General features: G+C 46.0%; 27 protein-coding genes, 1 tRNA gene, 1 other RNA gene and 1 pseudogene. 16 read left to right on the top strand and 14 right to left on the bottom strand.

Translation table 11 applies throughout. The features are described from left to right. Positions 1–168 precede the first annotated feature (168 nt). Both egtB and egtC read right to left on the bottom strand, forming a co-directional pair. Entirely contained in the window at positions 169–1497 is a 1329-nt protein-coding gene (gene egtB, locus QUA02_RS24020) for an ergothioneine biosynthesis protein EgtB (protein WP_333031479.1), read from the bottom strand. Continuing rightward, entirely contained in the window at positions 1469–2257 is a 789-nt protein-coding gene (gene egtC, locus QUA02_RS24015; RefSeq protein ID WP_333031477.1) for an ergothioneine biosynthesis protein EgtC, read from the bottom strand. The genes egtB and egtC overlap by 29 nt, the downstream gene beginning before the upstream one ends. 164 nt (positions 2258–2421) lie before the next feature. Here egtC and QUA02_RS24010 point away from each other — a divergent pair, with 164 nt between their 5' ends. Beyond that, the gene (locus tag QUA02_RS24010; protein ID WP_333031474.1) at positions 2422–2643 is read left to right on the top strand and encodes a ssl0294 family protein; all 222 of its coding nucleotides are present in this window, start codon (positions 2422–2424) and stop codon (positions 2641–2643) included. A 155-nt stretch (positions 2644–2798) separates the two neighbouring features. After that, positions 2799–3086, top strand: a complete 288-nt coding sequence (rbp, locus tag QUA02_RS24005) for an RNA-binding regulator (RefSeq protein ID WP_333031472.1) — start codon at positions 2799–2801, stop codon at positions 3084–3086. On the opposite strand, the gene QUA02_RS24000 is transcribed toward rbp, so the two are convergent. The 3 genes from QUA02_RS24000 to QUA02_RS23990 all read right to left on the bottom strand — a co-directional run bounded on the left by QUA02_RS24000 (position 3083) and on the right by QUA02_RS23990 (position 6704). Then, complete coding sequence (locus tag QUA02_RS24000; protein ID WP_333031471.1) at positions 3083–3316, bottom strand: hypothetical protein; 234 nt, start codon at positions 3314–3316, stop codon at positions 3083–3085. The genes rbp and QUA02_RS24000 overlap by 4 nt on opposite strands. A gap of 37 nt (positions 3317–3353) precedes the next feature. Further along, on the bottom strand, positions 3354–3800 hold the full coding sequence (locus QUA02_RS23995) for a hypothetical protein (RefSeq protein ID WP_333031468.1): 447 nt from the start codon (positions 3798–3800) through the stop codon (positions 3354–3356). A gap of 453 nt (positions 3801–4253) precedes the next feature. Further along, positions 4254–6704 (bottom strand): putative PEP-binding protein, encoded by a 2451-nt coding sequence (locus tag QUA02_RS23990; RefSeq protein WP_333031466.1) that lies wholly within the window; start codon positions 6702–6704, stop codon positions 4254–4256. Between the two features lie 72 nt (positions 6705–6776). On the opposite strand from QUA02_RS23990, the gene QUA02_RS23985 reads away from it, so the two are divergent. Continuing rightward, on the top strand, positions 6777–7463 hold the full coding sequence (locus QUA02_RS23985; RefSeq protein ID WP_333031463.1) for a ComF family protein: 687 nt from the start codon (positions 6777–6779) through the stop codon (positions 7461–7463). Positions 7464–7744: 281 nt separating this feature from the next. On the opposite strand, the gene QUA02_RS23980 is transcribed toward QUA02_RS23985, so the two are convergent. Then, complete coding sequence (locus QUA02_RS23980) at positions 7745–8299, bottom strand: 2'-5' RNA ligase family protein (RefSeq protein ID WP_333031461.1); 555 nt, start codon at positions 8297–8299, stop codon at positions 7745–7747. A 120-nt stretch (positions 8300–8419) separates the two neighbouring features. Between QUA02_RS23980 and QUA02_RS23975 the strand changes: the two genes are divergently transcribed. The 12 genes from QUA02_RS23975 to QUA02_RS23920 all read left to right on the top strand — a co-directional run bounded on the left by QUA02_RS23975 (position 8420) and on the right by QUA02_RS23920 (position 15316). Further along, positions 8420–8686 carry a YciI family protein gene (locus tag QUA02_RS23975; RefSeq protein ID WP_333031458.1) on the top strand — a complete coding sequence of 89 codons (267 nt, stop codon included), beginning with the start codon at positions 8420–8422 and terminating at the stop codon, positions 8684–8686. 23 nt (positions 8687–8709) lie between these two features. Next, positions 8710–8806, top strand: an RNA gene (ffs, locus tag QUA02_RS23970) — signal recognition particle sRNA small type. A 23-nt stretch (positions 8807–8829) separates the two neighbouring features. After that, positions 8830–9213, top strand: coding sequence for a phasin family protein (locus QUA02_RS23965; RefSeq protein ID WP_333031456.1), 384 nt, complete (start codon positions 8830–8832; stop codon positions 9211–9213). Positions 9214–9411: 198 nt separating this feature from the next. After that, a complete protein-coding gene (locus tag QUA02_RS23960; protein ID WP_333031454.1) occupies positions 9412–9855 on the top strand; it encodes a hypothetical protein in 444 nt (147 codons plus the stop codon). A gap of 34 nt (positions 9856–9889) precedes the next feature. Next, the gene (locus QUA02_RS23955) at positions 9890–10465 is read left to right on the top strand and encodes a Uma2 family endonuclease (protein ID WP_333031451.1); all 576 of its coding nucleotides are present in this window, start codon (positions 9890–9892) and stop codon (positions 10463–10465) included. 90 nt (positions 10466–10555) lie between these two features. Further along, a complete protein-coding gene (locus QUA02_RS23950) occupies positions 10556–11902 on the top strand; it encodes a DNA phosphorothioation system restriction enzyme (RefSeq protein WP_333031500.1) in 1347 nt (448 codons plus the stop codon). A gap of 87 nt (positions 11903–11989) precedes the next feature. Beyond that, positions 11990–12265 (top strand): hypothetical protein, encoded by a 276-nt coding sequence (locus tag QUA02_RS23945; RefSeq protein ID WP_333031447.1) that lies wholly within the window; start codon positions 11990–11992, stop codon positions 12263–12265. After that, positions 12262–14328: an AAA family ATPase gene (locus QUA02_RS23940; RefSeq protein ID WP_333031445.1), complete on the top strand. Its 2067-nt coding sequence runs from the start codon at positions 12262–12264 to the stop codon at positions 14326–14328. Before QUA02_RS23945 ends, QUA02_RS23940 begins: the two co-directional genes overlap by 4 nt. Beyond that, a complete protein-coding gene (locus tag QUA02_RS23935) occupies positions 14318–14443 on the top strand; it encodes a hypothetical protein (RefSeq protein ID WP_333031442.1) in 126 nt (41 codons plus the stop codon). Before QUA02_RS23940 ends, QUA02_RS23935 begins: the two co-directional genes overlap by 11 nt. An 18-nt stretch (positions 14444–14461) precedes the next feature. Next, positions 14462–14698 (top strand): PDDEXK family nuclease, encoded by a 237-nt coding sequence (locus tag QUA02_RS23930; RefSeq protein ID WP_333031441.1) that lies wholly within the window; start codon positions 14462–14464, stop codon positions 14696–14698. 83 nt (positions 14699–14781) lie between these two features. Further along, positions 14782–14973 carry a hypothetical protein gene (locus QUA02_RS23925; protein ID WP_333031439.1) on the top strand — a complete coding sequence of 64 codons (192 nt, stop codon included), beginning with the start codon at positions 14782–14784 and terminating at the stop codon, positions 14971–14973. 13 nt (positions 14974–14986) lie between these two features. Then, a complete protein-coding gene (locus tag QUA02_RS23920; protein ID WP_333031437.1) occupies positions 14987–15316 on the top strand; it encodes a pyrophosphohydrolase domain-containing protein in 330 nt (109 codons plus the stop codon). 158 nt (positions 15317–15474) lie between these two features. Here the strand turns inward: QUA02_RS23920 and QUA02_RS33710 are convergent, their stop codons facing one another. From QUA02_RS33710 to ndhL, 7 genes and pseudogenes are all read right to left on the bottom strand, one after another. After that, positions 15475–16716: a sensor histidine kinase gene (locus tag QUA02_RS33710; RefSeq protein WP_445305200.1), complete on the bottom strand. Its 1242-nt coding sequence runs from the start codon at positions 16714–16716 to the stop codon at positions 15475–15477. Between the two features lie 117 nt (positions 16717–16833). Then, a pseudogene (locus tag QUA02_RS33705) lies at positions 16834–17538 on the bottom strand (GAF domain-containing protein); the annotation flags it as partial. Positions 17539–18019: 481 nt separating this feature from the next. Continuing rightward, positions 18020–18349 carry a hypothetical protein gene (locus tag QUA02_RS23910; RefSeq protein ID WP_333031431.1) on the bottom strand — a complete coding sequence of 110 codons (330 nt, stop codon included), beginning with the start codon at positions 18347–18349 and terminating at the stop codon, positions 18020–18022. Positions 18350–19060: 711 nt separating this feature from the next. Next, the gene (locus tag QUA02_RS23905) at positions 19061–19675 is read right to left on the bottom strand and encodes a DUF6658 family protein (RefSeq protein ID WP_333031428.1); all 615 of its coding nucleotides are present in this window, start codon (positions 19673–19675) and stop codon (positions 19061–19063) included. A 477-nt stretch (positions 19676–20152) separates the two neighbouring features. Then, positions 20153–20950 carry a tryptophan synthase subunit alpha gene (trpA, locus tag QUA02_RS23900; protein WP_333031424.1) on the bottom strand — a complete coding sequence of 266 codons (798 nt, stop codon included), beginning with the start codon at positions 20948–20950 and terminating at the stop codon, positions 20153–20155. Positions 20951–21257: 307 nt separating this feature from the next. Then, the gene (locus QUA02_RS23895) at positions 21258–21563 is read right to left on the bottom strand and encodes a DUF3007 family protein (protein ID WP_190741261.1); all 306 of its coding nucleotides are present in this window, start codon (positions 21561–21563) and stop codon (positions 21258–21260) included. Continuing rightward, positions 21564–21779, bottom strand: a complete 216-nt coding sequence (ndhL, locus tag QUA02_RS23890) for an NAD(P)H-quinone oxidoreductase subunit L (protein WP_333031422.1) — start codon at positions 21777–21779, stop codon at positions 21564–21566. A gap of 200 nt (positions 21780–21979) precedes the next feature. Between ndhL and QUA02_RS23885 the strand changes: the two genes are divergently transcribed. Then, a tRNA-Leu gene (locus QUA02_RS23885) sits at positions 21980–22064 on the top strand. A gap of 338 nt (positions 22065–22402) precedes the next feature. Here the strand turns inward: QUA02_RS23885 and QUA02_RS23880 are convergent. Beyond that, positions 22403–24178, bottom strand: a complete 1776-nt coding sequence (locus tag QUA02_RS23880; protein WP_333031419.1) for a sensor histidine kinase — start codon at positions 24176–24178, stop codon at positions 22403–22405. Between the last annotated feature and the right edge of the window lie 126 nt (positions 24179–24304).

Raw genomic sequence — 24304 nt, 5'->3', positions numbered from 1 at the left:
GCATTTCGCAAACATTTTTTTTGCCCAATACTCTCTCAATCCATTTATCTGATGTTCCTAACATAAGCTTTATAATGCAAGTATTAAGGAATTTATTCATCGGAAAATTCCGATGAATAAATTCGTGACTGTGAACAAATTTGATGGCAATTATAATTAACTAGCGAACTACTTAGCGCAGCGAAAACCAGAAATAATTTGCCGCACGCCCGGATAGTACCAATTCCGAAAACTAGATCGCAGTGCCTGCGGAAAAGTCGCCCAACTCCCGCCTTTCAAAACCCGGTGTTCTCCATCAAAATAAGCTTGAGAATATCCCCTGTAAGGATAACTTTCAAATCCCGGATAGGCGTCAAAAGTTGAAGCAGTCCACTCCCAAACATTACCCAACATATCGCAGCAGCCGATCGCACTTGCTCCTTTGGGAAAAGCATCAACTGGCGAGGTATTTGCCATATTATTGCCGTGATTGCACAGGCTGCCGTTTGGCTGTTCTTCTCCCCAAGGATAGATGCGATATTTTTGATTTGTGGCATCCCAACTCGCAGCTTTTTCCCATTCGGCTTCCGATGGCAAACGCTTGCCGGTGAAGTTGCAGTAAGCTTCGGCTTCGTACCAACTCACGCCGCAAACTGGATGGTTGTTGAAAGCTGGATTTTCTGACCAGTAAAGCGGTTGAGAGACTGGATCGGCTTGCAGCCATTTCCAGCCGTCTGCTGACCACCAATCAGGGTTTTGATAGCCGCCGGATTCCATGAAATCTCGGTATTGACCGCAAGTGACGGGATAGCGATCGATCGAGTATGCTTCTAAATAACACAAGTGGCGCGATCGCTCATTATCCAAAGCCTCAGCAGCATCGCTTCCCATGTAAAATTTCCCGCCCGGAATTTCAATCGCTGAATTGGGAATTGGGCATGGGGCATCGGGAATTGGGCATCGGGAATTGGGCATTAATATTCCTTCTTCCTTCTTCCTTCTTCCCCCTTGTAGATAATTATAATTAATCCGTGTATCCGTGTCCAAATCCGTTGCCGAACTTCCTTCTTCCTTCTCCTGCATTTGCAACACGAAAGCAACTGTCTCGCAGTGCTGACTTTCGTGCTGAATAATAAACCGCCAGAGACGTTCTTGCTCGTCGATCGGCGCTACTTCCAAATAATCTAACACCTTTTTTCTCACCGCGTCCAGATATAATTCAACTTCATGTAATGTCGGCAGAAAAACCCGTTGTTTTTTCGGTAAAATATCAGCAGCAAACAGTTGATGATACTCAGGAAAGACGGGTTTCAACCCTGCACACCGCTGCAACAGCCACAAATCTTCAGTATAAGCAATGTGACCTAAGTGCCAGCCCACCGGACTGAAATCAGGATGAGCTTGGCGGCAAAAAGTATCGTAATCGATGCCTGTAAATAGCTTGAAAGTGCCGCTTCGACAATGCTGCAAATCGCAATAAATTGCCTCTCTACAAGATTGGATAGATTTGGATATCACGATCTACTCCGGTACTGATAATGCTCTGGACTGGACACTCGTGCCAATTGCCAGCAAATAAAGGTTCAGAAGCAATGATGACAGAATCCGGGAAATTTAAATCGTCTCGCACCCAATAGAGGGAAGGAGGGGCTTTTTGGGAAGCAAAGCGAGAGGCAACGAGCTGGTGTCCGTCGCTGATAATTATATTAGCTGAAAATTCTACTTGGTGAAAGTTTGCTAGCTCTGCCAAAGTTTTCAGCGAGTTTTGCAAAGCAGCTTCTAGAGTCAGATTGGCGGCTGTCAATTCATTGACAAACAAGCCGAAGATATGCTCAGAATCGGTAGTGCCGTTAATTGATTGATAAACCGTATCGCTGAGCCGATCGCGAATTGGTCTGTAAAGAGTTTGCCGAAAATTCTTTACGAAGCCGTTGTGTACGAACAGCAGGCGATCGTTCTGAAACGGCTGACAGTTGCTCAAATCTATAGCTTGTCCTGAAGTTGCACTGCGAACATAGCCTAGAACACAGCCGGATTCAACATATCGACTGATACTCGGAAGGTTAACGTCGCTCCAAATTGGCTGTACATTTTTATAGGTAAACGGGTCAGTATCTAGGTGCGGGTGATACCAACCAATACCAAAACCGTCAGCATTGAGTACGCCAGAAGTCATTTCGCGGGGCTGGTAACTCTGCACAATTAGGGAATGTTCCGGCTTGTACAGAATAGCATCGAGTAAAATCGGCTCGCCGAGGTAGCCAAGCAAACGGCACATAAAGTTTTCAAAGCAAATGGATTAACATTGTAGGCCATTAGCCCGCAAATTGCCCGATCGCCCATCTTCAGCGTTGAGAACAGAGTTTTTTTATACTGCTGCCAGCATCGCAATACAAACGGTACAGTTAAAGTAGAACCCCAGCAGCACAAGGAGACTCTTGAATGTTCCTCGACGAACTCATCCCAATGGCCAAAGAATTGATCCAACAGCCGATCGCCTTCGCAGGCGGATTTTTTTCTGGCCTGCTTCGACTCAACCTTCACGAAGAGCCCGTTAAAAGCTGGATCGACGAGCAAGCCGGTTCAACATCATACACTGCACCCGCAGCCGAAGCCACCAATGGTAATAAAAGCACGGGGCCTCAGTCAATCTCGATCGACTAAGGAAAAACAGTAACTATTGCAGTCAGTACAAAGGGTTTGTCAATGCGGCAAACCCTTTTAGTCAGATACGATTAGCTTAGTTGTAAGCTAGATAGCACTTGACAGTAAAACGTACAGGTTATTATGTATAGCACAACAAGTTCTGTTCGATCGACATGACTATCTACATTGGAAATCTGTCTTACCGCGCCACCGAAGAAGACCTGAAAGCAGTATTTGCAGAGTACGGCACTGTCAAGCGAGTTGTCTTGCCAACCGACAGGGAAACCGGTCGGATGCGCGGTTTTGCATTTGTTGAGATGATGGAGGATGCCCAAGAAGACGCTGCAATTGCCGCATTAGACGGTGCAGAGTGGATGGGGCGCCCCTTGCGAGTGAACAAAGCTAAACCAAAAGAAGAGGGAAATCGAGGCGCAGGTATCAAGAGGAACGGCAAATATTAGTCCGCGATGCGGCGGTTGACATCCTCTCGAAACCCACCTGATGCACAAGTGCGCCAGTAGCGCCGAATTGCTAGCAGCAGTTGATTTTGGGGATGCAATGTCAAATCCGCTGCACAAAAACATCGACCTTTATGGGCTGCACTTGATTCATACTTTTCGATCGAGACAGAATTTACTCGCGGGAGTCTATAAACCCGATTTCTTCTCGGATACCTCGCTGCTAAAGCCAAGATTTATTAGGAGAAACCGGGTTGATGAATGTCTGTCTTAAAAAGAGTAAACTCGCCCTTTTTCATCAATATAAACTGACCGATCTTGCATGGTGCGGCTGTCCGATCTGGTGATGCGAATCGTCACAATGTTTTTCTGCGAGTCAACGTTATAGTCGTATTTCAAAGTTGTGGTTCCTCCTGTGGCATTAATCGGAATATTGGCAATGTCGCCGGTGCGATTGCTGATGCGAACAATGATGTTTTTGGTGACTCCGACGGGCAAGGATGACAAGCTGGCACCTGATTGACCGTATTCTAGGTTTAATCCTGTTTCATTTAACAGTCTGAGGGTAATGTTGCGACTATTGTCAACCTGCGCTTGAGGTTGCCAGAATCCGGGTTTTGTCCCGCCGTCAGTTGCAGGTTGAGATAATGCTGGGTGGGGATGCAGACAGCCGAGAGCGGCAAGTATTGCTGCGGTTGCAATAATTTTTGATTTCACTGTTTGTACCTCCGGGTAAAGTGTTGGTGATATTTCTATCCTAGCTTTAAAATCGGAGCTTTTGATAGCGGAAGGAAGAAGCAATATAAGAGCTCATGTTTGAGCAATTAATAACGTCCTCACCGTCAGGGCAGTTACTACAGCACTTTTGGTGGTAAGTAGGTACTAGCAGAGGTTTTTTTTAGGGACAGGGCGCCGTGTTGATACAGGTGTGACGTTTGGTGGCCAAATAGGACACGGCAGTGCCGTTTCCCTACGGTTACGTTTGGCGACCCCCGCCGGACACCGCACCGTGCCGTTTCCGTAATTCATGCCTGTAGGGACACGGCAGTGCCGTGTCCGGCGCCAGACAGGGCGCCGTGTTGATACAGGTGTGACGTTTGGTGGCTGCTTGCCAAAGCTATGATTTAGAGTAGAAACGGGGTTTCTGAGGTAAAGTGCGTCCGGGAGTAGTTAATTGTTAATTATCGATCGAGCGAGTTCTAGGAGAAGGCGCTGTTCGGCGCGGGCGATCGCCCTGCTAGTTTGTTCTACAGCATCGACATTGACCGAAATAGACGAAATCCCCCACCCCACAAAGGATTCAACTGTCTCGGGATACAATGTTGGAGCATCGCCGCAGATCGAGCAAGGAATGCCGACAGCCCGGGCCTGTCGGATTAATTGTTCGATCGCCCTCATCACTGCTCGATCGCGCCCGTTGAAACCACCTGCTACCTGTTCGGAGTCGCGGTGAATGCCTAACAAAAATTGAGTTAAATCGTTAGTGCCGATGGAAATTCCTTGAACTCCTGCTTTTACGTAATCTGGCAATAAAAATAACACCGAAGGAACTTCCGCCATAATCCACAGTTGAAACTCGGATGGCCGTTTTTTCCAAATAGTTTCTAAGCGCTGGCGGCAGTAGACAAACTCCTCAACAGAGCGCACGAAAGGCAAAATTAAATTGACATTTGTATGGCCTGACTCGCAGACTTTTTTAAGTACGCACAGTTCCCAATCAAATAACTCGGGTTCAAAGGTAGAGCTGAAACTGCCGTGGGTTCCTGATTCGCGCAAATCAAGAGAGCGATAAAATATCGGCTGCGGCGAAACTGCAGCAGCAAATAAACTGAGGCAATCCGCCATGCGATCGACAAATTCCGATTGGCGGCCGTTTTGCAACCAAACTTTGGGGTTTTGACAGTCCAAAGCTTCCAATGCCATTAATTCCGATCGCAGCAATCCGATGCCGTCTATTGGCAGATTTTTGAGGCGCTCGATCGAACTTGTTTGGCTGACATTAACTAGCAGTTGAGTAGCCGTTGGCGCGCCCCAAACTGATTCGGCAGGCTCAGCCCGTCGTGATTTATGCCCGGGATTGGACGATCGATCTGAGGTTGAAGATTGGTGGTTGGCTATTGACATTTTGGCGGCTGTACTGTATGTATCTGCATTTTTTACTGTGTCCCGAAGCCGGTTGCTGTCTGGTTTCTCGATCGCATCCTGTTCGGGGGTGGCAAAAACTTCTCCGCTATCGCCGTCTACCAACACCCTATCGCCCGAGGCGATCGCGCGAGTGGCCCCGGCAACTCCCACAACGGCGGGAATCCCCAATTCTCTGGCTAAAATAGCGCCGTGGGCTGTCATGCCTCCTTGTTCCGCAACTACCCCAGCAGCAACTTTCAGCCAAGGCAGCCAGTGCGGCTCGATTGTGCGGGCTACCAAAATGCCTCCGGCTAAGAATTGGGCGTTTTCTGGGTGGGAATTAGTCATAACTTGGGCTATTGCTTCAACTTTTCCTGATGCGGCAGCCAAACCTCTGAGGATCGCAGGAGTCCTGGCCTTGGCGATCGGCTTTTCCCATACCGACGCGACTTTTTCCCCTTTCAAAAGACGAACTTGAGTAAAATAAAAATGCGGTTCGCTGCTGTTTGCTGTCTGATTTATCGTCCACTCCAAGATCAAATCAGAGTCAAATTCTGCGCTCGCTTTTTTACTCAATTCAATGATTTCTTGCAGTTTCGATTCCTCTAAAACGTATTCTGTTTGTGCTTCCTTTCCCAGCGCTAAAACTTCCACGCAACTGTCAGCAAAATCAGGAAGTATAAATGGATAATGGGGAATTGGGAAAGCAGCAAAATTGCCGATATGCAGTTTTTTTTTCTGTTCTCCATCGCCGACTTTGAGATTGTAGGCTAATGTTTTGTAACCGAGCCGCTGGAATTTAACCGCGCCTGTTTCCGGCTGCACTTGATAGTAATCGGGGATAGTTTCTCCCCTAGCGAGGGACAATCCCAAACCGCTGGTGGCTTGGATTTCCCACTGTGCGCCCGCGTTAGTTTTCACCTCGCCCGCGGCGATTGCTTCTTGAAGTGGCTGCACCAAAACTGCGGGATTGATTTGCTGTAACAGCAGGCCGCACCGCTGCCAGTAAAATAGACTTTGGGCTCTGAACAGTTCTGCCCAAGCTCGTTTGATCCCGGCCCCAATGGCTTCTGGTTCTGCCCGTACTGCGTGATCTTCCAGGATTCCGGTTGTTTTCGGGTTCCAAGAAGCCAGCGCAGGGCGAAAAATTAAGGCTTTGGAGTTTGAGTTGAGTTGACAAACAGCAGACTCTAGGGTGGAGAGCAGTGAATCTGGCAGTTTGCCTGCGAGGATTTGGTGGCGGATGCTGCGGGCGATCGATTGCAGTTGTCTGGGTTCATCGACATTCAAGTGCAGGGAAGAGTGCGGCCAGTCAGCAAACAGCGGTTCTAGGCAGTCGATCGACTCTAAAAACTGCCAGAATGTTGTAGCCGGCACGACAAAACCCGGTACAACGGGATGATTTTTCTGGAGCAAACAGCTCAAGTAAAATGCTTTTTCTCCCACTGCATCTCGGTCTGAAGGTTGAATTTTGTCTAACCAGTAGAGGTTTTTCACGCTGCGAGCCTGTCCGTGGAAACAGATTGAATTTGATAGTTTTTCCCATTAATCACTTACCCCAATTTTAGGATGAACCAGCGAAAATGGACGGGATTAGTCAAATCTTTTCTCAATCTTTTTCTTAAGTCTAACTGTCCTCTTTGTCAGCGACCGGCCGCCGGAGAGTTTTGTCCGTACTGTCACAAGCAACTTCAGCGATGTCAGTTAGCAGATCCCGGTCGATTTTGGCATTCACAGCAGCGTGTTTTTGTGTGGGGCGAGTACGGCGGGACTCTGAAACGGGCGATCGCAGCTTTGAAATATGACGGCAATCCGCAATTAGCGAAACCTCTAGGCGGCTGGCTGGCGGAAGCTTGGCTGAGTTTTCCCGAATTGGCTATTGACAATTTAACAGTTGTACCGATTCCCATGCACAAAGAAAAGCTCAAGGAGCGCGGTTTTAACCAGGCGGAACTGTTGGCTGAAAGTTTTTGCGAGCTGACTAATTTGCCTTTGCAGCGGCACGGTTTGGATCGGGTGAAAAATACTCAGGCTTTATTCGCTCTGACAGCGCAGCAGCGGCAAGCGGAAATGAAAAATGCTTTAAGTTTGGGGAAAGATTTTCGCCGCCGGCTCCCGCGCGATCGAGTGCTGTTAGTTGATGATATTTACACTAGCGGTACTACGGTTAAGTCGGCCATTCAAATCTTGAAACAATCGGGAATTTCGGTTTACGGAACTGTAGCACTTGCAACTCCGAATAAGAGCGATCGGTAAGCTGTGACGGCCTTTAAATTTAAACAGGTTTGTAGTGAGGAGTAAAGTCATCGCTACAAACTTATAAGATCGATTCCGGCTGCGCCGGAATGACATAGAGGACACGGCAGTGCCGTTTCTTGCGCGCCAGATTAATTGTAGGGACACGGCAGTGCCGTGTCCCGATCTCGGGTAATATTAATTCCGATGCAACCGGAATTGTTATAACAAGATTTTTTGGGAATAAATAACGAACCGCGAAGACGCGAAGTCCGCGAAGGAAGAGAAAGAAGAGAGAGAGTTTAGGCTGAAAGTGGGAACTGCTTGCTGATGTTCCACCGACTGCCGTCGTGAAGCAGCAAAGTTAATGTTGAAGCGGTAAACTGAAAGTGGAGCGATCGATCTTTAAATTCCAACCAAGCAGCATCAAAATTTGGCTCGGTTAAATCGCTAAATGCCACAGTCATGTGCGGTACAAATGGGCGAAGTGGAGAAATTCGATCGACAATTCCCAAATTTGCTTCGATATAACTCATCAAATCTTTTTGAATTTCCAGCAATGCTGGCGATTTGACAACATCAACGTAAATGACGCGGGGAGCAAAAGCAGCAAAACCGGATAGAGTAACCGGAATTGACAGCCGGTTTGCAGAAAACTGGTTCAAACTTTCCTCTAATTTGGGAACATCCGCCGCCGGCCATTCAAAAGGAGGCTGTAGCGTGATGTGTGGTGGCGAATTCAAAGCGCGGCGACTGTTGTAGTGTTCCGCAAAATATAGTTTAATCTCAGTAATGTGCTGTTCAATATCGGGAGGCGGCACTAAAGCAATAAAAAATCGCTGTTTTGACTGGTTCATAGGATAACATCGCAGTTAAGAAAGGATGCTGGAAAATGGCATAGGTCGCATTTGCCCTCGACCCCATTCATCATCACCCATTCCCAATCTAAAATATAAAATCTAACATCCCAAATAAAAATGCCTTGGTTTGTCAAAATTGAGCAAGGAATTGTCGAAAAGCCTGTCTTTGACCAGTACGTGCCAGCTCACAGAGCTTATGTCCGAGAGTTGATTTCTAAAGGACACCGAGCGAAAACTGGCTACTGGGCGAGGCGGGGCGGCGGTATGTTGGTGTTTGAGGCGGGTTCGATGGATGAGGCAAAGGCGATCGTCGCTGAAGACCCCCTGGTGAAGAACGGTTGCGTTATTTATGAAATTTATCACTGGTGTGTGGTTGAAGAATAAATAACTGTGTTATACTCATAAATGAACTGGACCCACGCGATTCCAACGCCCAAATCTTGTCAGGACCGGAAGGTAGCAGCAACACGGGATGCTTGTAATAGGCGTGGTCTCCGGTTCACCCAGTTTTATGAGGTGTAGCTCCTATGCCTGGTTTCGGAGATATTTTACAAAAAGCAGTTTACCTTGGTGTCGGGCTAGCTTCCTATGCTGGTGAAAAAGCTGGCAGCAAGTTAACTGAATTGCGCACTGAAGCCCAAAAGCTGGCAGATGAATTGGTGAAGCGGGGCGAGATGTCAACGGAAGAAGCCCGCCGCTTTGTTGATGATATGGTACAACAGGCTCAGCAGCAGCAACCGCCCGTAGAACCGGCTGGGGACAAAAAACCCGCTGAACCTCGGCGGATTGAAATTGTTTCTGAGGAAGAAGATTTTTCAGCAAAAGATGCTAAAGAAACCGGTGGCGTAGATAAGCTCCGCGAACAGGTGCAGAATTTACAAGATGAATTGCGGCGGCTGAAGCGGGATTAAGCAGCAAAAAGCTCGCGCCGCAAAGCATGAAGGGAAGTCAGGATAATACTCTTGAGTTCCCTTTTTGAATATCTCCCTTGCCAGATGTGGACGGATATAAGGCAATAGGTAATAGAATTGAAAGTAGGTGCGATCGCCTCGCATGAGGCTGGCTGCACCTGTCTGTTAAATATTTTGCAATAGCAAGCTGTCAAATTCATGGAAGATTGGTCTAAAGATTTTTTTGGAGTAATGGAAAATGCTGTTGTTGAAGTAGAGCATTTTTTCACCGACATCAGCGAAGAATTTGTCGAAATGCTGGACGTTTTGGCAAAGATTTCGGAAGAGTTTACAGAACAAGTACAAAATAATCTGATTAACGACATTGATGGTTATTTCAATGAATTTGACGGTTATTTCAATGAATTTCTGGAACCGATAATTGAAATTTGCCGGGACTTTGACCCGCAATTTGATGAGATAGATTTGTCGATGGTGACTTATGTAGACCCTTCGCCGACGCAGCAGCCGGCTTGTCGCGGTTGTAGCAACTATCACGGTCAAGTTTACGGGGGAAATTTGTTGGTTTGTGCGATGCACCCTACTGGTGTGGAATCTGAGAGTTGCGCTGATTGGGAAGCTGACAGCGATATGAATTTTTAATGTCGGAGTTGAGTTTTTGAGGGGTTAATTGTTTATGGTAACGTCAATTCAGTCTCCGTCAAAGATTTCTCTCGAAGAGTTTCTGCTGCTTCCAGAAACTAAGCCTGCTAGCGAGTATGTTGACGGTCAAATTTATCAAAAAGCTATGCCGCAAGGAAAACACAGTACGTTACAATTCGAGTTTCCATCGGTTATTAATCGAGTTGGCAAACCGCAGAAGTTAGCTTATGCGTTTCCCGAATTGCGTTGCACTTTTGGGGGACGTTCTATTGTTCCAGATATAGCAGTGTTTGAGTGGTCGCGCATTCCTCTCAATGCTAATGGAGAAATAGAAAATAGGTTTGAAATTGTGCCGGATTGGACAATTGAGATTTTATCGCCGGATCAAAATCCAACTCGGGTCATTAATAATATTTTGTTTTGCTTAAATCACAATGCTAAACTGGGTTGGTTGATTGACCCGGAAGAAAAATTAGTTCTGGTTTTTAAACCGCAGCAGCAACCAGAGGCGAAGGAGAATCAGGATGTTTTACCTGTGCTCGATGTGCTGTCGGGTTTGCAACTGTCGGCGGATGATTTGTTTGGTCTGTTAAGTTTCGATCGCCCGTGAGTTACAGTTGAGTATAGGGAATTTTGCATCTAACGGCATTGAAAGGTGAATCGCTCAACGGCTAATAATTCGCAATTTGGGTTTCCGAGAATGCCGCCACCGCTGCAATTGCGGCAGTATCAGCGAGTGGCGGTTGCTAATTGGTTTGCGAATCAGGGACGCGGTACCCTGAAGATGGCGACGGGTAGCGGCAAGACGATTACTGCGCTGGCGATCGCCACTGAATTATACCACAAAATTAACCTGCAAGTCCTGCTCGTAATTTGCCCTTACTGCCACCTGGTGAATCAATGGGCGCGCGAATCCCAGAAATTTGGTTTAAAACCTATTTTGGCTTTTGATAGCGCCCGCAGTTGGCAGAATAAGCTGGCTGCGGGTTTGTATGAAGTGCGATCGGACGATCGGGCATTTCTCACAATCATCACCACTAACGCCACATTAATGTCCGATAATTTGCAATCGCAACTCCGCTATTTCCCAGAAAAAACCCTGATTATTGGAGACGAAGTTCACAACCTAGGTGCGCCCCGTTTAGGACAAAGTTTGCCGCGCAATATTGGACTGCGACTCGCCCTTTCCGCCACCCCAGAAAGGCATTTCGACGAACAGGGAACAGAAGCTATTTTAGATTATTTCGGCCCTGTTTTGCAGCCGGAACTCACCTTAGCAGATGCCATCCGCCAAAAAGCATTAGTACATTATTTATACTATCCGATTTTGGTAGAATTGACCGAATCCGAAACCCGCAAATATTCCCGCTTAACTCAAAAGATTGGCTGGGCGCTTTGGGGCGATGAAAAAGTAGAAGAAAACGATGCTTTAACGACTTTATTAATTCAGCGAGCTCGCTTAATTGGAGCGGCGGCCAATAAATTAACAGCGCTGCGAGAATTAATGATTCACCGTCTCGACACAGCCCACACTTTATTTTACTGCGGCGACGGCTCTGTCGAAGCAGGTGCGCGCCGAAATAACAACCGCCAGCTAACAGAAACCGCGAAGTTATTGGGTTCAGAATTAGGCTATCGAGTTAACACTTATACGGCGGCGACTCCTCTAGCAGAAAGAGAACGATTGCGCCGAGAATTTGAGAGCGGAGAATTGCAAGGTTTAGTAGCGATTCGCTGTTTGGATGAGGGCGTTGATATTCCAGCAATTCGCAATGCTGTAATTTTAGCAAGCAGCAGCAATCCGCGCCAGTTTATTCAGCGCCGGGGACGGATTTTGCGGCCGCATCCCGGCAAAGAAAGGGCAACTTTATTCGACATGATAGTTTTGCCTCCAGATTTGGGTCGGGAAACCTTAGAAGTCGAGCGCAATTTGCTGCGAAAAGAGTTGAGGCGGTTCTTGGAATTTGCCGATTTAGCCGACAATGCTGGAGAAGCTAGGGTGAAATTGCTGCAAATTCAGAGACGTTACGGATTGTTAGATATTTGACATTTATTCGGGTTCGGTTTATGTTAAAAATATAGAATTATTTGATCGCAGTTTGAGTTGCTAGTTTTTAACATTTGCCAAAAAAACATGACTGAAAATCTGAATGAAAATCTAATTATGGCTTTTAGATATGAAGATAGTGCGATCGTATCCGTACCGACAAGCATTTTAGCAGAAAAGCGTTCTTCTTATCAAACTCATCAGGAATTGAGCGACGTACAGGAACCAATTACTAGCGCGCCGACAGAAGTTAGGCAAATTATCGAGCGCGTATTGGAACTTGAAAAAGATAAGCTATACATGAAATCTCCCCGCTATATTAGCGATGACATTTTGAAAATTATTAAGGAAGCAATTGTATGAAGTTAATTTCAATTAGTCTGTGCAATTTTCGGCAGTTTCACGGCAAAACTCCAGAAATTAAGCTGGCTTGGGGCGAGCGAAATATTACAGTAATTCACGGTAATAACGGTGCTGGCAAAACTGCCTTGATGAATGCCTTTACGTGGGGACTTTACGGAAAATATAGCGCGGCTGTTGCTGCGGAAGAACAATTAGTCAATAAACGCGCTATTGCGGAAGCAAAACCGGGCAAAAGAGTAGATTGTTGGGTGGAAATCGTATTTGAACACGACAGCAAGCGCTACAAAACAAAGCGTAGTTGTCGCGCTTATAAAAGTGAAAATACTGTAGAGTACAGCAAAAGCGAATTGTCGATGCAGGTAGTGAGGGATGACGGTCGCTGTGTGCTACCGCCGCAACATCCAGATGATATTATCGGACGGATTTTGCCGGAAAGCTTGCATCAATATTTCTTTTTTGACGGGGAGCGAATCGAGCAAATTGTTCGGCACGATAAGAAAGCAGAAATTGCTGAAGCTACTAAGGAATTGCTGGGAGTAGAGGTGTTGAATCGCTCGATCCGACATTTGGGAGATGCCAAAAAGTCTCTAGAAACTGATTTGACAATGATTGGCGGTTCCGAAATCAAGAAACTTTTAAAAAATAAGCAAAACGCTCAGGAAGAGGTTGAACAACGTTTACAAAAACAAGTGGAGATTGAGCAAGAATTGACTCATCAAGGTGAATTAAAAAAAGCAGTTAACGGTAATTTGCGGGAACTCAGTGGTGCTGCTGAGTGGCAAAAGTTGCGAGAGGAATTGGGAAAGCAAGGGAGTTTATTTAAGCAACAAATTGTTCTAGCTTCAGATGCGATGAAACGAGCAATTTCTCTGCGGGGTTACGCGGTATTTTTGTCGGAGGCGGCGGCTGAATTTGAAGTGATTGTCGGTGGCTTGCGGGAAAAAGGCTCGTTGTTTTCGGGGATTCAGCGGCCGTTTTTGGAAGAGTTATTAGCGCAGCAGCGGTGTATCTGCGGTGCGGAATTAGTGGAGGGTTCTGAAGCTTGCCAAAATGTTACCGGTTGGATGGATAAAGCGGGTGTTGGCGATGTGGAAGAAACTACTATTCGGATTAGCGATCGAGTAAATGAAATTGATAGGCAAGTGGCTGATTTTTGGGAGGATATCGATCGGCAGCAAGGCAATATCAGCCGCGACAGAACCGAACTTTCTCGGGTGGAAACGCAGTTAGACGATATTCACAACAAGCTGCGAAATTTTCCTGACGAGGATGTCAGCCGCTTGCAAAAGCGCTTGGATGAAATTGAGACAAAAATTGGCGATTTGCACCGGGAAACTGGCTCTAACCAGCAGCAGATTGAGAGTTTGAATGCGTCGGTTGTGGCTTTGGACAAGCAAATCGACAAGCAGCAACTGAATGAGCAAAGGCAAGTATTAGCCCAGCGGCGGATTGCTGCGACTCAGGATGCGATCGATCGCCTAACTGAAGTGCGATCGCGCTTAGAAAAACAGTTTTGTTCTCAGTTAGAAAAGCGGGTGCAAGATATTTTTAGTCAAATTTCTTTTACTCCTTACATCCCCAAGTTGAGCGATAAATACGAACTGACGCTAATAGAAAATACCTCTGGAAAAGAATCTTTAGTGGCCGCTTCTACAGGAGAAAATCAAATTCTCAGTTTGTCGTTTATCGGCGGGATTATTGAGGGCGTGCGGGAGTGGAGTCAAAAGAATACTTTGATGGGCCCTGATAGCAGTACGTTTCCAATTGTGATGGATTCTCCCTTTGGGAGTTTGGACGAGATTTATCGCAAGCAAATCGCGAATAAGCTGCCGAAGTTGGCGAATCAATTGGTCGTTTTGGTAACTAAAACTCAGTGGCGGGGAGAAGTTGCTCGAGAGATGGAAAGTTGCATTGGCCGGGAATACGTGCTGGTGTACAATTCTCCGAAAGCTGATTGCGAAGAAGATGCGATCGAACTGGGCGGGACGCGCTATCCTTTAGTTAGGCGCAGTCCGAATGAATTTGAATATACGGAAATTGTAGAGGTGGATTATGGCTTCTAGTTCGGCAATTACGCAGGTTTTGGCAACGGATATTTGGCTGAAGGCGACGTGGGAAGAGTTTCTGGCGTTTACTGAGGATTCAAATTACGAAAAGGGCAAGTTTTATTATTATTAAGAACAGATGAGGGTAGAAATGTCACCAGTCAGGCCGCGTCATGGGCGTCAAAATTCTATCGTTCCCTATGCAATTATCCTTTTTGCTACTTTCAGAAATATCCGAGTAGTTCAGTTTACTAATACCAGTTTTCGCAAAGCAGGTATTGGCGAGTTTCAACCCGATCTAGCTTACTACATTGGTTCTGATTTGAGAGTGCCTCCTGATGACAGCAATTCACCTGTTGATTTGAATGAATACGATCCAGTTTGGTAGTAGAAATTGGTGCGTCTTCTTTTAACGATGATTTAGGCGGCAAGCGGTTGCTTTATGAAGGCGCAGGAATAGGTGAATAGTGGGTGAATAATGCGAACAGGCGGCAGGTTTTTGCCTTTGCTATTAATGGCGGAGGTAGCGGAAGGATTCAAAGTTCGCTGGTTTTACCGGGGCTGGAAATAGCTTTAGTTGAGGAAGCTTTGAACCGGAGTCTGACGGAAGATGACGCGGAAATTAATCGCCGCTGGTTGATTCAAACTTTTAGTCAAGGTTGAAGGAGTGTTTAAAGTGGGAAAACAGTACAATAAATTGGTGCGCGATCGCATTCCTGAAATTATTCGCAAAAGCGGGAATGAATGCGAGTTTGTAATTTTGTCCGATGCAGAATACTGTCAAGCTTTACGACAGAAATTGATTGAGGAAGCGGCGGAAGCGGCGGAGGCCCACGGGGAGGATTTGGTGGCGGAATTGGCTGATTTGTATGAGGTGATAGATGCGGTGATGGTCAGTTTTGGGATTTCGGGCGATCGACTTTGGGCGGAACAAGTGAAGCGGCGGGAAGCAAGAGGAGGTTTTGCACAAAAAATTATGTTGTTGCGGACAATAAGTATAAAATAACTTGGGCAGCTTATATACAGCGTATTCCAGGTTTGTGAAGTGTAGGGACACGGCAGTGCCGTGTCCCTACTAACGATAGGCGAGTGTACTTCATAAATGTGGAATCTGCTGTATGTTATTACGCGATCGCCCAAAAAACATTTAATTAAAATTAAAATTTATCCCTGCACAGGTAAAACGATCGCAAACTCAGTGCCAACTCCAGGCTCCGCAATCACCTCGATGGTTCCGCCATGTTTTTCAACCGCAATCTGACGGGCAATTGCCAACCCCAATCCTGTTCCTTTGCCGACACCTTTCGTGGTGAACAAATGGTCGAATATCTGCTGTTTCACTTCCTCTTTCATCCCGGTGCCGTTATCAGCAATTTTAATTTGAATGTACCCTTCGCCCATTACATCAGTGCAAATCGTGATGCGGTTGGGATTGGCGGAAATTTCGCTAAAACTGCGTCCTAGATTTGACTCTTCTAAGGCATCGATCGCATTCGCAAGCAGGTTCATGAAAACTTGATTCAATTGACCGGGAAAACATTCGATTTTAGGGAGATTGCCGTATTTAGTCATCACTTCGATCGGCGGACGCTGTTCGTTTGCTTTGAGGCGGTGTTTCAAAATTAAAATAGCGCTATTAATGCCTTCGTGAATATTAAAAGGAACTTTGTAGTCTTTGTCGCCTCGGGAGAAGGTACGCAAACTGGTGCTGATGCTGCAAATGCGATCGCACCCGACTTGCATGGAATCAATCATCTTCGGTAAATCTTCCAAGAGATAATCGAGGTCTATCTCTTCGGCATGGTCGGCAATATCCGATTTCGGTGCATCGGAGCGATACAATTCTAAGTGTTCTATAACATCTGCCAAACTCCTTTTAGCTTCGCTTAAATTGCCAGAAATAAACCCAATGGGATTGTTAATTTCGTGGGCGACTCCGGCGACTAAATTGCCCAATGCCGACATTTTCTCGCTTTGCACGATTTGCAGTTGCGCTTGCTGTAAATTTTTTAAAGTTTGTTCGAGCTGTTGATTTTGCTCTTGCAAAAGTTCCGCTGCTTGCTTGCGCTCTGTGGCATCAACACCCAAACCAATAATCCCGATCGTCTCGCCCTGGGAATTTTTTAACTGCACTTTCGTGATTTCTAAATAGTGTAGTTTGCCGTCAACAAGTCTGAGAGTTTCGCTGGAGTAATGCGGCAACTCTTGGGCAAGGCAGGCGGCATCTGAAACCATACATCCCGCTGCATCCTCTCCCATTATATCTTTGTAATGATCGACAGCTAGGAAAGCGCTCACAGGCACGCCCACATCTTGAGAAAAGGTTTTGTTCAAAAACTGTACTTTACCCCTGGGATTAACCATCCAAATCCAAATCGGAGCGACATTAATAATCGCTTGGAGCATTTTTTTCTGCTCGGCAAGCTGAGCTTCAGTTCGGCTGAATTTTTCTAGCGATCGCTCTAATTGTTGGCTGTAATCCTGATATTTTTTAGAGAGCAGAGCATTTTGCAAACTGATGGCTGCCTGGCAACACAGAAGATTGAGAAGTTGCAGGCGATCGCGGGTAAAAACTCTTGCGGTTAACCGATTTTCTAGATACAAAATGCCGACTAAGTTACCTCGATCGAGAACCGGCCAACACAACAGGCTCTGCGGTTCGTATTTGAGGATGTAGGAGTCGGAATCCCAATCACATTTTTGAGGGATGTCCCGAACAATCACAGGTTTCAACAAGTTTTTAACGCAGTCAACAATTTTGAGGGGCAGGATATCGCTGTTTTCATCGAGTGCAGCAGATTGTAAGCCGATCGCCTTCTGGACGCCCGAATTGTCGATCGCGCTCGTAGCAGCGATTTCCCATTGATTGCCGTTTGGCTTTAGCAGCACTGCTTTGTCAGCTCCTGTATTGCTCATCGCCAGTTGCATCAGTTTGGCAATCAGTCGATCGATATCTCTTTCACTAGATAGCGCTTGACAAGCTTTTAGTAGAGTTGAAAAACTTCCGAAATCTGAGACACTCGCCGACACAGACCGATAAATGGATGGCAGAATGGATGGATGCACCGATTGATTTTGGTTGGCAGGTGTTGCGAAAGTTGCTAATGGATTTGCAGCGAGTTTTGCTGGCTGCAAAATCGGTTCCAACAATTGAGGATAGCGTTTTTCTAAGTCATCAATTTTGCCTCGATCTCCCCAGCGGACATAGCAATCATAGGCATCTATCATGTAGACTCGCGCAATTTTTTCTCTTCCCAATGACAGGTAAAACTTAGCAGCGAGTTCGCAGGCAAGAGCTTCTTCATTCAAATATTCGTTAGCTTTAGCTCCGGTAATAGCTCGATCGTACAGTTCCATTGCTTCTGCTGTCTGCCCCAAAACGCGGAGCCATTCTGCCTCCACCAGATCGAACTTGTGTTGGTAATTGAGCGGGGTATGGTGCGCGAATTCTTTGAGTTTTTTCTGACTAGCCCCAACGCGCTTAAGGATTTTTTGGCGCTCCGTCGGTGCGGCACCTGCATAGATTGCCAAATGTGCCAGCGCATCGTAAAAGTCGTGCATCATCGTTACTACCATCGAAACACAATTCCTCGGATAAGGTTTGCCTCCATTTCCCCTGTCGATTGGCTTCGGATTACGGCTCGAATATATCGCGAATCCGCGGCCTCTTTTCGATCAATTTTATACCGCTCAATCTGGCAGGTAACACTCAAGATAAATTTAAATATTGGGAGGTTTCATATATTTGTAAATAACAGGGTTCCGTTCGAGTCCGCCTTTGAATGTCTGTTCGCTTGAAGACTATTTCGACCGATGCAATTAACGGCCGCTGATGCAACTTTATGGTATTTTGGCAGCACCGCGTCCCGGAAATCCTCCGCGACAAGGACGTACGTTTGAGCATTTTAGCGGCGGGTTGCCGGTCTTTCTCGCGCACCGCGCGATCGACCGCCGAGCGAGAATCGGTGTACAATTGCGCGATCGGGCGATATCCAGGCATTACCGCAGTCAAATTTACTAGCTCTACTGTTGCTTCCATATCGGCTGACTTCAACCCCGACATTAACTTAAAAAAAGCTAGTGTATATATCTTAGGGTATAAACAGCATAGTTTTCGATCGACCGAACGAAAATTCCACTTATTTGCTAAGAACAACATTTTATACTTTGGCGATCGGGATTCGAGCCTGTTACTTACGTATAAGTTTCTGCAGTTAATCTCAAATGCGGTTAAATGAACCCGAAATACCGTAGGAACACGGCAGTCTCGTGTCTTGATAAATACAATGTTTAATTAAGTGAATTTTTTAATATAGCTCGATCGCCCAAATTTCCGATACCTGATGAAAAAATTGTTACCTTAAAAAGTCAAAATACAATCTATATAAATTATCAAGAATCCGTCGTGAAATGAGTAGCACTCCAGTCCCCACCTAGAAAAGTGCCGGCTGTTTCATTCTGCTGAAACCCGCCCTGCACTCTACTTTCGGGCTAATAGCCCTCCCAGGGGTTAAAATTGAATCAAATCCTAATATGCAGTAGTCTTCAGAGGAAATTTGCTAAATTCCGACAGGGATTAAAACCCCTGTCGGAATGTAGCTTCCAGAAAAGGAAACAGCGTTATTTGAGATTAGTCGATCGCGTCTGCCGCTCGTTGAGTTCTGTGAATATCTCGATTCACTTTCGAGCGAAAATTATCCGAGGCATCTTCAGCGTTCTATCTTGCATCTCGCGCTGCATCATTGATATTTTATTGGCCGCCGCTGGTATTATATCTCAGAGACTCAGTACCCTCTGCTGCTCTTTCTTTGGCTCCCTCGGTGGCTTCTTTAACAATATCTTTCGCTCCCTTCAAGCCTTCGCGAGTGTTTTCTTTAAGATTAGCAAAGCCTTTTTTGGTTTTGTCGCCAAAGTCATCAGCTTTGCGCTGAGCCGTGCGAGCATTCTCATTCAGCTTTTCGCCAACTTGGTCTAGTTTGTCTGACGCATCGTCTCCTACCCGGCGCACGTTTTCGCCCACATTGCTGCTAGATTTGGTGTCGATGCGGTGCTGCGCTTGCTCTTTGAGAAGCTGAGCTTTTGCTTCTGCTGATGTCACCTTTTGGTTTCTGGGATCGACATCGCTGTAGTTGTTCATGCCGCCTTTGTATTCGGAAGTTACAGCCCCACTCGGCACTTCTTCTCTAATTTTGTCGGAAGTTCTTCCTGCCACTACATCAGTTTTTCCTGCCGTTACATCAGTTTTTCCTGCCGTTACATCAGGGCGGCTGCAGGCCGTACTCACTAATACTAAAATGCCAGCCAGAAACACTGTTAAAATTTGTACAGCTCGAATTTTTTTCAGAAATGCAGTTAGTCTGTTCATAAAAATGATCCTTTCTATTGTGAAATGTTCAAACGCCTGGTGGTTCTGTAGATGGCTAGCATTACAAAATTAGGCACTTAAACACTTTTTTTAGTATACGAATAGAAACAGCAGCTTTTCATCTATCTCAAGTTAGATTCCTCAAGTTATAGTAGAAGGAACTTCGGCAACGGATTCGGGTAAAAATCAGGAATCAGGAATCAGGAATGGACAATTCTCAATCTTCTACCAATTATTAAAAGTCGCAGCACCCCGTGCCGGACACGGCAATGACGTTTCCCTACATGGCTGTTTGGTTCTCTGCGCGCGCACTATGTTGAAATGTTTTGCGTTTTGGACTCAAAAAAAACCTTCCAGTCAGGAACCAGAAGGCAGTGAATGTATGATCTCAAGTACAACAAGGTCTTTAATCGCAATTGTCGCGACCCATCCCGATCGCACACATCTGTCTAATGGCTGAAAGTATCTGCACAGTTGCTACGGATTTTGAATTGCTGTTTTTAGACTCTTGCAGAATTCGCCGATCGCTTCTAAACCCTGTTCTGGAGTGCCTTGGGCCAAGCGCTTCACAAAAGCACTGCCAACAATCACAGCGTCTGCACCCCATTCTTTCACTTGGCGAGCGTGTTCGGGTTGCGATATACCAAACCCGACACCGATGGGTTTGTCGGTGACGCTGCGGAGTTCTTGCAGCAACTCTTTTGCTCTCGTTTCTAAGCCTTCGCGCACTCCCGTAACCCCCGTCACGCTGACTAAGTAAATAAATCCTTGAGACTGGCGAGCGATCGCTTCTATGCGACTTTTGGGACTTGTGGGAGCAACTAATAATGTTAGTTCAATCCCTAATTTGTTGGCAGGTTGGATGAGACTGTCGGCTTCTTCTAAGGGCAAGTCCGGTACAACCAATCCCTGAACTCCGGCACTTTTGATTTGCTGCAAGAAGGTTTCTATACCTCGGTACAAAATCGGGTTGTAGTATGTGAAGAGAATGATGGGCGATCGCAAATTCGGACTAACTTTCGCTACCATTTCCAGCACCGAATCTAACCGCGTTCCCCGCTGCAAGGCCCTTGTAGCGGCGGCTTGAATCACCGGGCCGTCAGCTAGCGGGTCAGAATAGGGAACGCCAAGCTCGATCGCATCTGCACCGTTATCATCCAAAATTTGCAGTGCTTTAGCCGTTGTCTCCAAGTCTGGGTCGCCAGCAGTAATAAAAGGAATCAATGCACATTGGTTGCTTTTGCGCAACGTTTCCAAACAATTAGAAATAGTCATTAGGCAGTTGGTTGTTGGCAGTTGGTTGTTGGTTGTTGGCAGTTGGTTGTTGGCAGTTGGTTGTTGGTTGTTGGCAGTTAGTTGTTGGTTGTTGGTATTAGCTAATAACAACTAATATCATGTCCGATCGATTAACCATAATATCCCGGTCGGGGCGGGTTTTTGAGATTGTCAATTATTGGCAGGTATTGTTGGCTCACGGGCCCCTACAAAAATCGCGGTCGCTCGACCGGACATGATATAACCACTAACCACTGACAACTAACCACTAACCACTGACAATTGACAACTGACAACTAACCACTGACTAATTATCTTTTTCCTGCTCTATTTCGGCTTGAAGTTTGGCTAATTCTTCAGGAGTGAGTTCATCTAGCTGCTTCTGCAAGACAGCTTCTTTGTAGTCTTGCAGTTGCTGACTGTAGGTCATATTTTGAGTCAGTGCTCGAAATAAATAAGTCACCAGCCAGCCAATCAAGCCGGCGACCAAAAACAACTGACTCCAAATCCCTGCATTCATACTGTCGAGTCCGGCAAATTGCAGCAGCAAGTAGACAAACCCACCTGCTACAAAAAAGCCGAGACTGATTCCAATTACGTCAATACGTCGCATTTAGGCTTCTATCTGCCGCCGTTTGGGGCGAAAATTCAAAAACGGAGCTAGGAGAAACATACCTGGGAAGAAGAAGAACATCAAGAAGTACATGAAGCCGCGCTCAAAAGAGGTGGCCACGTACCAGCGGCTGTTCAGGTAAGCGTAGGTGGCCGCGGGTACTACCAGGAAGTAGGCTCCTGCAAAGACGGCGTAAAGCAGTAAGGTAATATACATAGATTTGCTTTAGGGGAATAATAACAAGGGTAAGTGGATTGACACGCTCCGCGATCGCTGGTTAACTATTGTACCGCTTGGGGAGATGCAGCGCGACTTTTGGGAATTTTTTGATTAGGGGTTGCGTAAATTGGGGTTTTGGCTGTAGAATAAAAGGCTGTTGTTGTCAGTGGCTCAAACCCACAACAATTTCACAGAAGGGGGGCGTGGCGGAATGGTAGACGCTACGGACTTAAAATCCGTTGACCCGAAACGGTCGTGTGGGTTCAAGTCCCTCCGCCCCCATCCATTTCAATCATTTGTGATATCAATTCCGGTTGCACCGGAATGATTGTTGACTGTTGACTGTTGACTGTTGACTGTTGACTGTTGACTGTTGATATCGTTTCCGGTTGCACGAGCGACATGATATACAGGACACGGCAGTGCCGTTTCCCTACAAATAATCGGGGTAGGGAAACGGCACTGCCGTGTCCTCGGTATCATTCCGATGCAACCGGAAACGATATGAGTCAATGGTTTCAGATTTATTGTCACCAATAGTTCTGTTTTCCGCTCAATTTTCGCGCTATTCGACTGCCGGAGCTGAGTTTTTATTTTCCTCCCGCTCGCCCCGCGTGATATTACGCAGCAAGGGGCAAAGTAATTACAAATTCCGTGCCCTGTCCTATTTGAGAATTTACCTCAATTTTGCCTTGATGCTTGGCAAGGATTTGATAAGAAATAGCCAATCCCAATCCAGTGCCTTTGCCGATCGACTTTGTAGTAAAAAATGGGTCAAATATCTGTTGGGCACTTGCGGATGCAATTCCCGGCCCGTTATCCCGAATCTTGACGGTGACAGTATTGTCTGCCGCAAATTCCGTGCTAATCCAAATGGTAGGCGAATACCCTTTGTCTTCCTTTTTTACCTCCTCTAGGGCATCTATGGCATTGCTAATAATATTCATAAATACTTGATTCAGTTGGGCTGGATAGCACTCAAGCGCAGGCAACTTGCCGTATTGTTTAATAACTTGAATACCTTGTTTGAGCCGGTGATTGAGAATTACGAGGGTGCTATCAATTCCTTCGTGAATGTCGGCAGATTTCATTTTTCCGTCGTCCGATCGCGAAAAGTTACGCATGGATACGACAATTTCATGAATGCGATCGGCTCCCATTTTCATCGAAGATAGGGTTTTTGGCAAATCTTCTCTGAGAAATTCGAGTTCAATGTCTTCGATGCGCTCTAGAATTGCATCTGGTGGGTTTGGATAGGATTGTTGATAGAGAGTTACCAAACCTGTCAAATCTTCGATGTATTGGTTGGCATAGTCAATGTTGCCACCGATGAAGTTGACTGGATTGTTGATTTCGTGAGCTATCCCTGCAACCATTTGACCGAGAGATGACATTTTTTCGGTCTGAATTAATTGGGATTGAGTTTGTTTGAGTTCTTGTGTATACTCGCTAACTCGCTGAATCAAGTGATTGAAAGAGGCCGCTAAAACTCCGATTTCGTCTTCGGTTGTGACTGGTACTTGCAGGTTAAAATTCGATTCGCGAGTGACTTGCTGAGCAAAATTAGTGACGGTTTCGAGGGGTTGGGCGATCGCGCGGCTGGTTTTGTCTGCCAGCGCGACGGCGATGAGTGCTGAAATTAGCATACTCCCTAGAATAATTCGGTTTCGCAAAGCTTCAGCTTCTTCTAATGCTTTGATTCCTTGCTGCTTGTGAATTTGTACTGTAGAAATTAGCTGGGTTAAACTCTGAGCAAGGTTATCTAGTACGATCGCCTCTTGACCGCTGCTAGTCCTCAACATCTGTAGCTGTGCGGACTCGATGCTGTTGGGCTGCAAATTCCCAACTTCCGCTTCTTTTAACTGCAATTTAATTAGCTGACCGTAGTAATCAATGACGAGGGCAGATTTCTTCAATATAGTCTGCAATGCAGCCTCTTCTGTTGCTAGTCGATCGGGATTTTTTCGTGCGAAAGATTCAATTTCTGAAATCAGGATTTTCGCCTGATTGATTTCCCCGAAAAACCGATCTTGTTCGTATTTCAGCCCCACCGTGTTTCCCAAAACGACTGGCAATCTCGTCGCGTGCGATCGGGCTTCAAATACGGTATTTTGCAAATTTTGCAGCATTTGCTGCTGCTGTTGGGCAACATTTACCTGAACTAAAGCTTGCTTGCGAAAGTAGTCTCCCAATCTCAGTCCCGCACCAGTTCCCAAAATTGCTATGCCGATAGCTAAAGCATAGCCATAGCTAATTTTTTGGCCGATTCGCAAATGCTTGCATCCTCCCTTTAGCCCACTTAAGTTAATAGTTGAAGTCTGTAACAAGTTTTTTTTAGCAGAGCGATCTAGCTCTACTTTGCTATTTTGGGACTGAGTGTGGGTAAATAATAACATTGGAAGTTCCTCCCAAACAAATCAGGAGTAATTGAGCGAATAAATGCAGAAGGCACTTATGCTGAAGGCAGAAAGCAGTTTTGATTGTTGAATTTTGAATTTTGAAATCTTTAACTCAAAACTCAA

The organism is Microcoleus pseudofavosus SVA1_A4, from assembly GCF_036700565.1.
GTDB lineage: Bacteria > Cyanobacteriota > Cyanobacteriia > Cyanobacteriales > Microcoleaceae > Microcoleus.
The sequence above is the reverse complement of the archived record's forward strand: the minus strand, read 5'-3'. Positions and strand labels throughout refer to the sequence as shown.

Excerpts from the sequence above, each read along its gene's own strand:
- egtC (WP_333031477.1), bottom strand. The coding sequence starts at position 2,257 with ATGTGCCGTTTGCTTGGCTACCTCGGCGAGCCGATTTTACTCGATGCT.
- QUA02_RS24010 (WP_333031474.1), top strand. The coding sequence starts at position 2,422 with ATGTTCCTCGACGAACTCATCCCAATGGCCAAAGAATTGATCCAACAG.
- rbp (WP_333031472.1), top strand. The coding sequence starts at position 2,799 with ATGACTATCTACATTGGAAATCTGTCTTACCGCGCCACCGAAGAAGAC.
- QUA02_RS23985 (WP_333031463.1), top strand. The coding sequence starts at position 6,777 with ATGAACCAGCGAAAATGGACGGGATTAGTCAAATCTTTTCTCAATCTT.
- QUA02_RS23980 (WP_333031461.1), bottom strand. The coding sequence starts at position 8,299 with ATGAACCAGTCAAAACAGCGATTTTTTATTGCTTTAGTGCCGCCTCCC.
- QUA02_RS23975 (WP_333031458.1), top strand. The coding sequence starts at position 8,420 with ATGCCTTGGTTTGTCAAAATTGAGCAAGGAATTGTCGAAAAGCCTGTC.
- QUA02_RS23965 (WP_333031456.1), top strand. The coding sequence starts at position 8,830 with ATGCCTGGTTTCGGAGATATTTTACAAAAAGCAGTTTACCTTGGTGTC.
- QUA02_RS23960 (WP_333031454.1), top strand. The coding sequence starts at position 9,412 with ATGGAAGATTGGTCTAAAGATTTTTTTGGAGTAATGGAAAATGCTGTT.
- QUA02_RS23955 (WP_333031451.1), top strand. The coding sequence starts at position 9,890 with ATGGTAACGTCAATTCAGTCTCCGTCAAAGATTTCTCTCGAAGAGTTT.
- QUA02_RS23950 (WP_333031500.1), top strand. The coding sequence starts at position 10,556 with ATGCCGCCACCGCTGCAATTGCGGCAGTATCAGCGAGTGGCGGTTGCT.
- QUA02_RS23945 (WP_333031447.1), top strand. The coding sequence starts at position 11,990 with ATGACTGAAAATCTGAATGAAAATCTAATTATGGCTTTTAGATATGAA.
- QUA02_RS23940 (WP_333031445.1), top strand. The coding sequence starts at position 12,262 with ATGAAGTTAATTTCAATTAGTCTGTGCAATTTTCGGCAGTTTCACGGC.
- QUA02_RS23935 (WP_333031442.1), top strand. The coding sequence starts at position 14,318 with ATGGCTTCTAGTTCGGCAATTACGCAGGTTTTGGCAACGGATATTTGG.
- QUA02_RS23930 (WP_333031441.1), top strand. The coding sequence starts at position 14,462 with ATGTCACCAGTCAGGCCGCGTCATGGGCGTCAAAATTCTATCGTTCCC.
- QUA02_RS33710 (WP_445305200.1), bottom strand. The coding sequence starts at position 16,716 with ATGCTCCAAGCGATTATTAATGTCGCTCCGATTTGGATTTGGATGGTT.
- QUA02_RS23910 (WP_333031431.1), bottom strand. The coding sequence starts at position 18,349 with ATGGAAGCAACAGTAGAGCTAGTAAATTTGACTGCGGTAATGCCTGGA.
- QUA02_RS23905 (WP_333031428.1), bottom strand. The coding sequence starts at position 19,675 with ATGAACAGACTAACTGCATTTCTGAAAAAAATTCGAGCTGTACAAATT.
- trpA (WP_333031424.1), bottom strand. The coding sequence starts at position 20,950 with ATGACTATTTCTAATTGTTTGGAAACGTTGCGCAAAAGCAACCAATGT.
- QUA02_RS23895 (WP_190741261.1), bottom strand. The coding sequence starts at position 21,563 with ATGCGACGTATTGACGTAATTGGAATCAGTCTCGGCTTTTTTGTAGCA.
- ndhL (WP_333031422.1), bottom strand. The coding sequence starts at position 21,779 with ATGTATATTACCTTACTGCTTTACGCCGTCTTTGCAGGAGCCTACTTC.
- QUA02_RS23880 (WP_333031419.1), bottom strand. The coding sequence starts at position 24,178 with ATGTTATTATTTACCCACACTCAGTCCCAAAATAGCAAAGTAGAGCTA.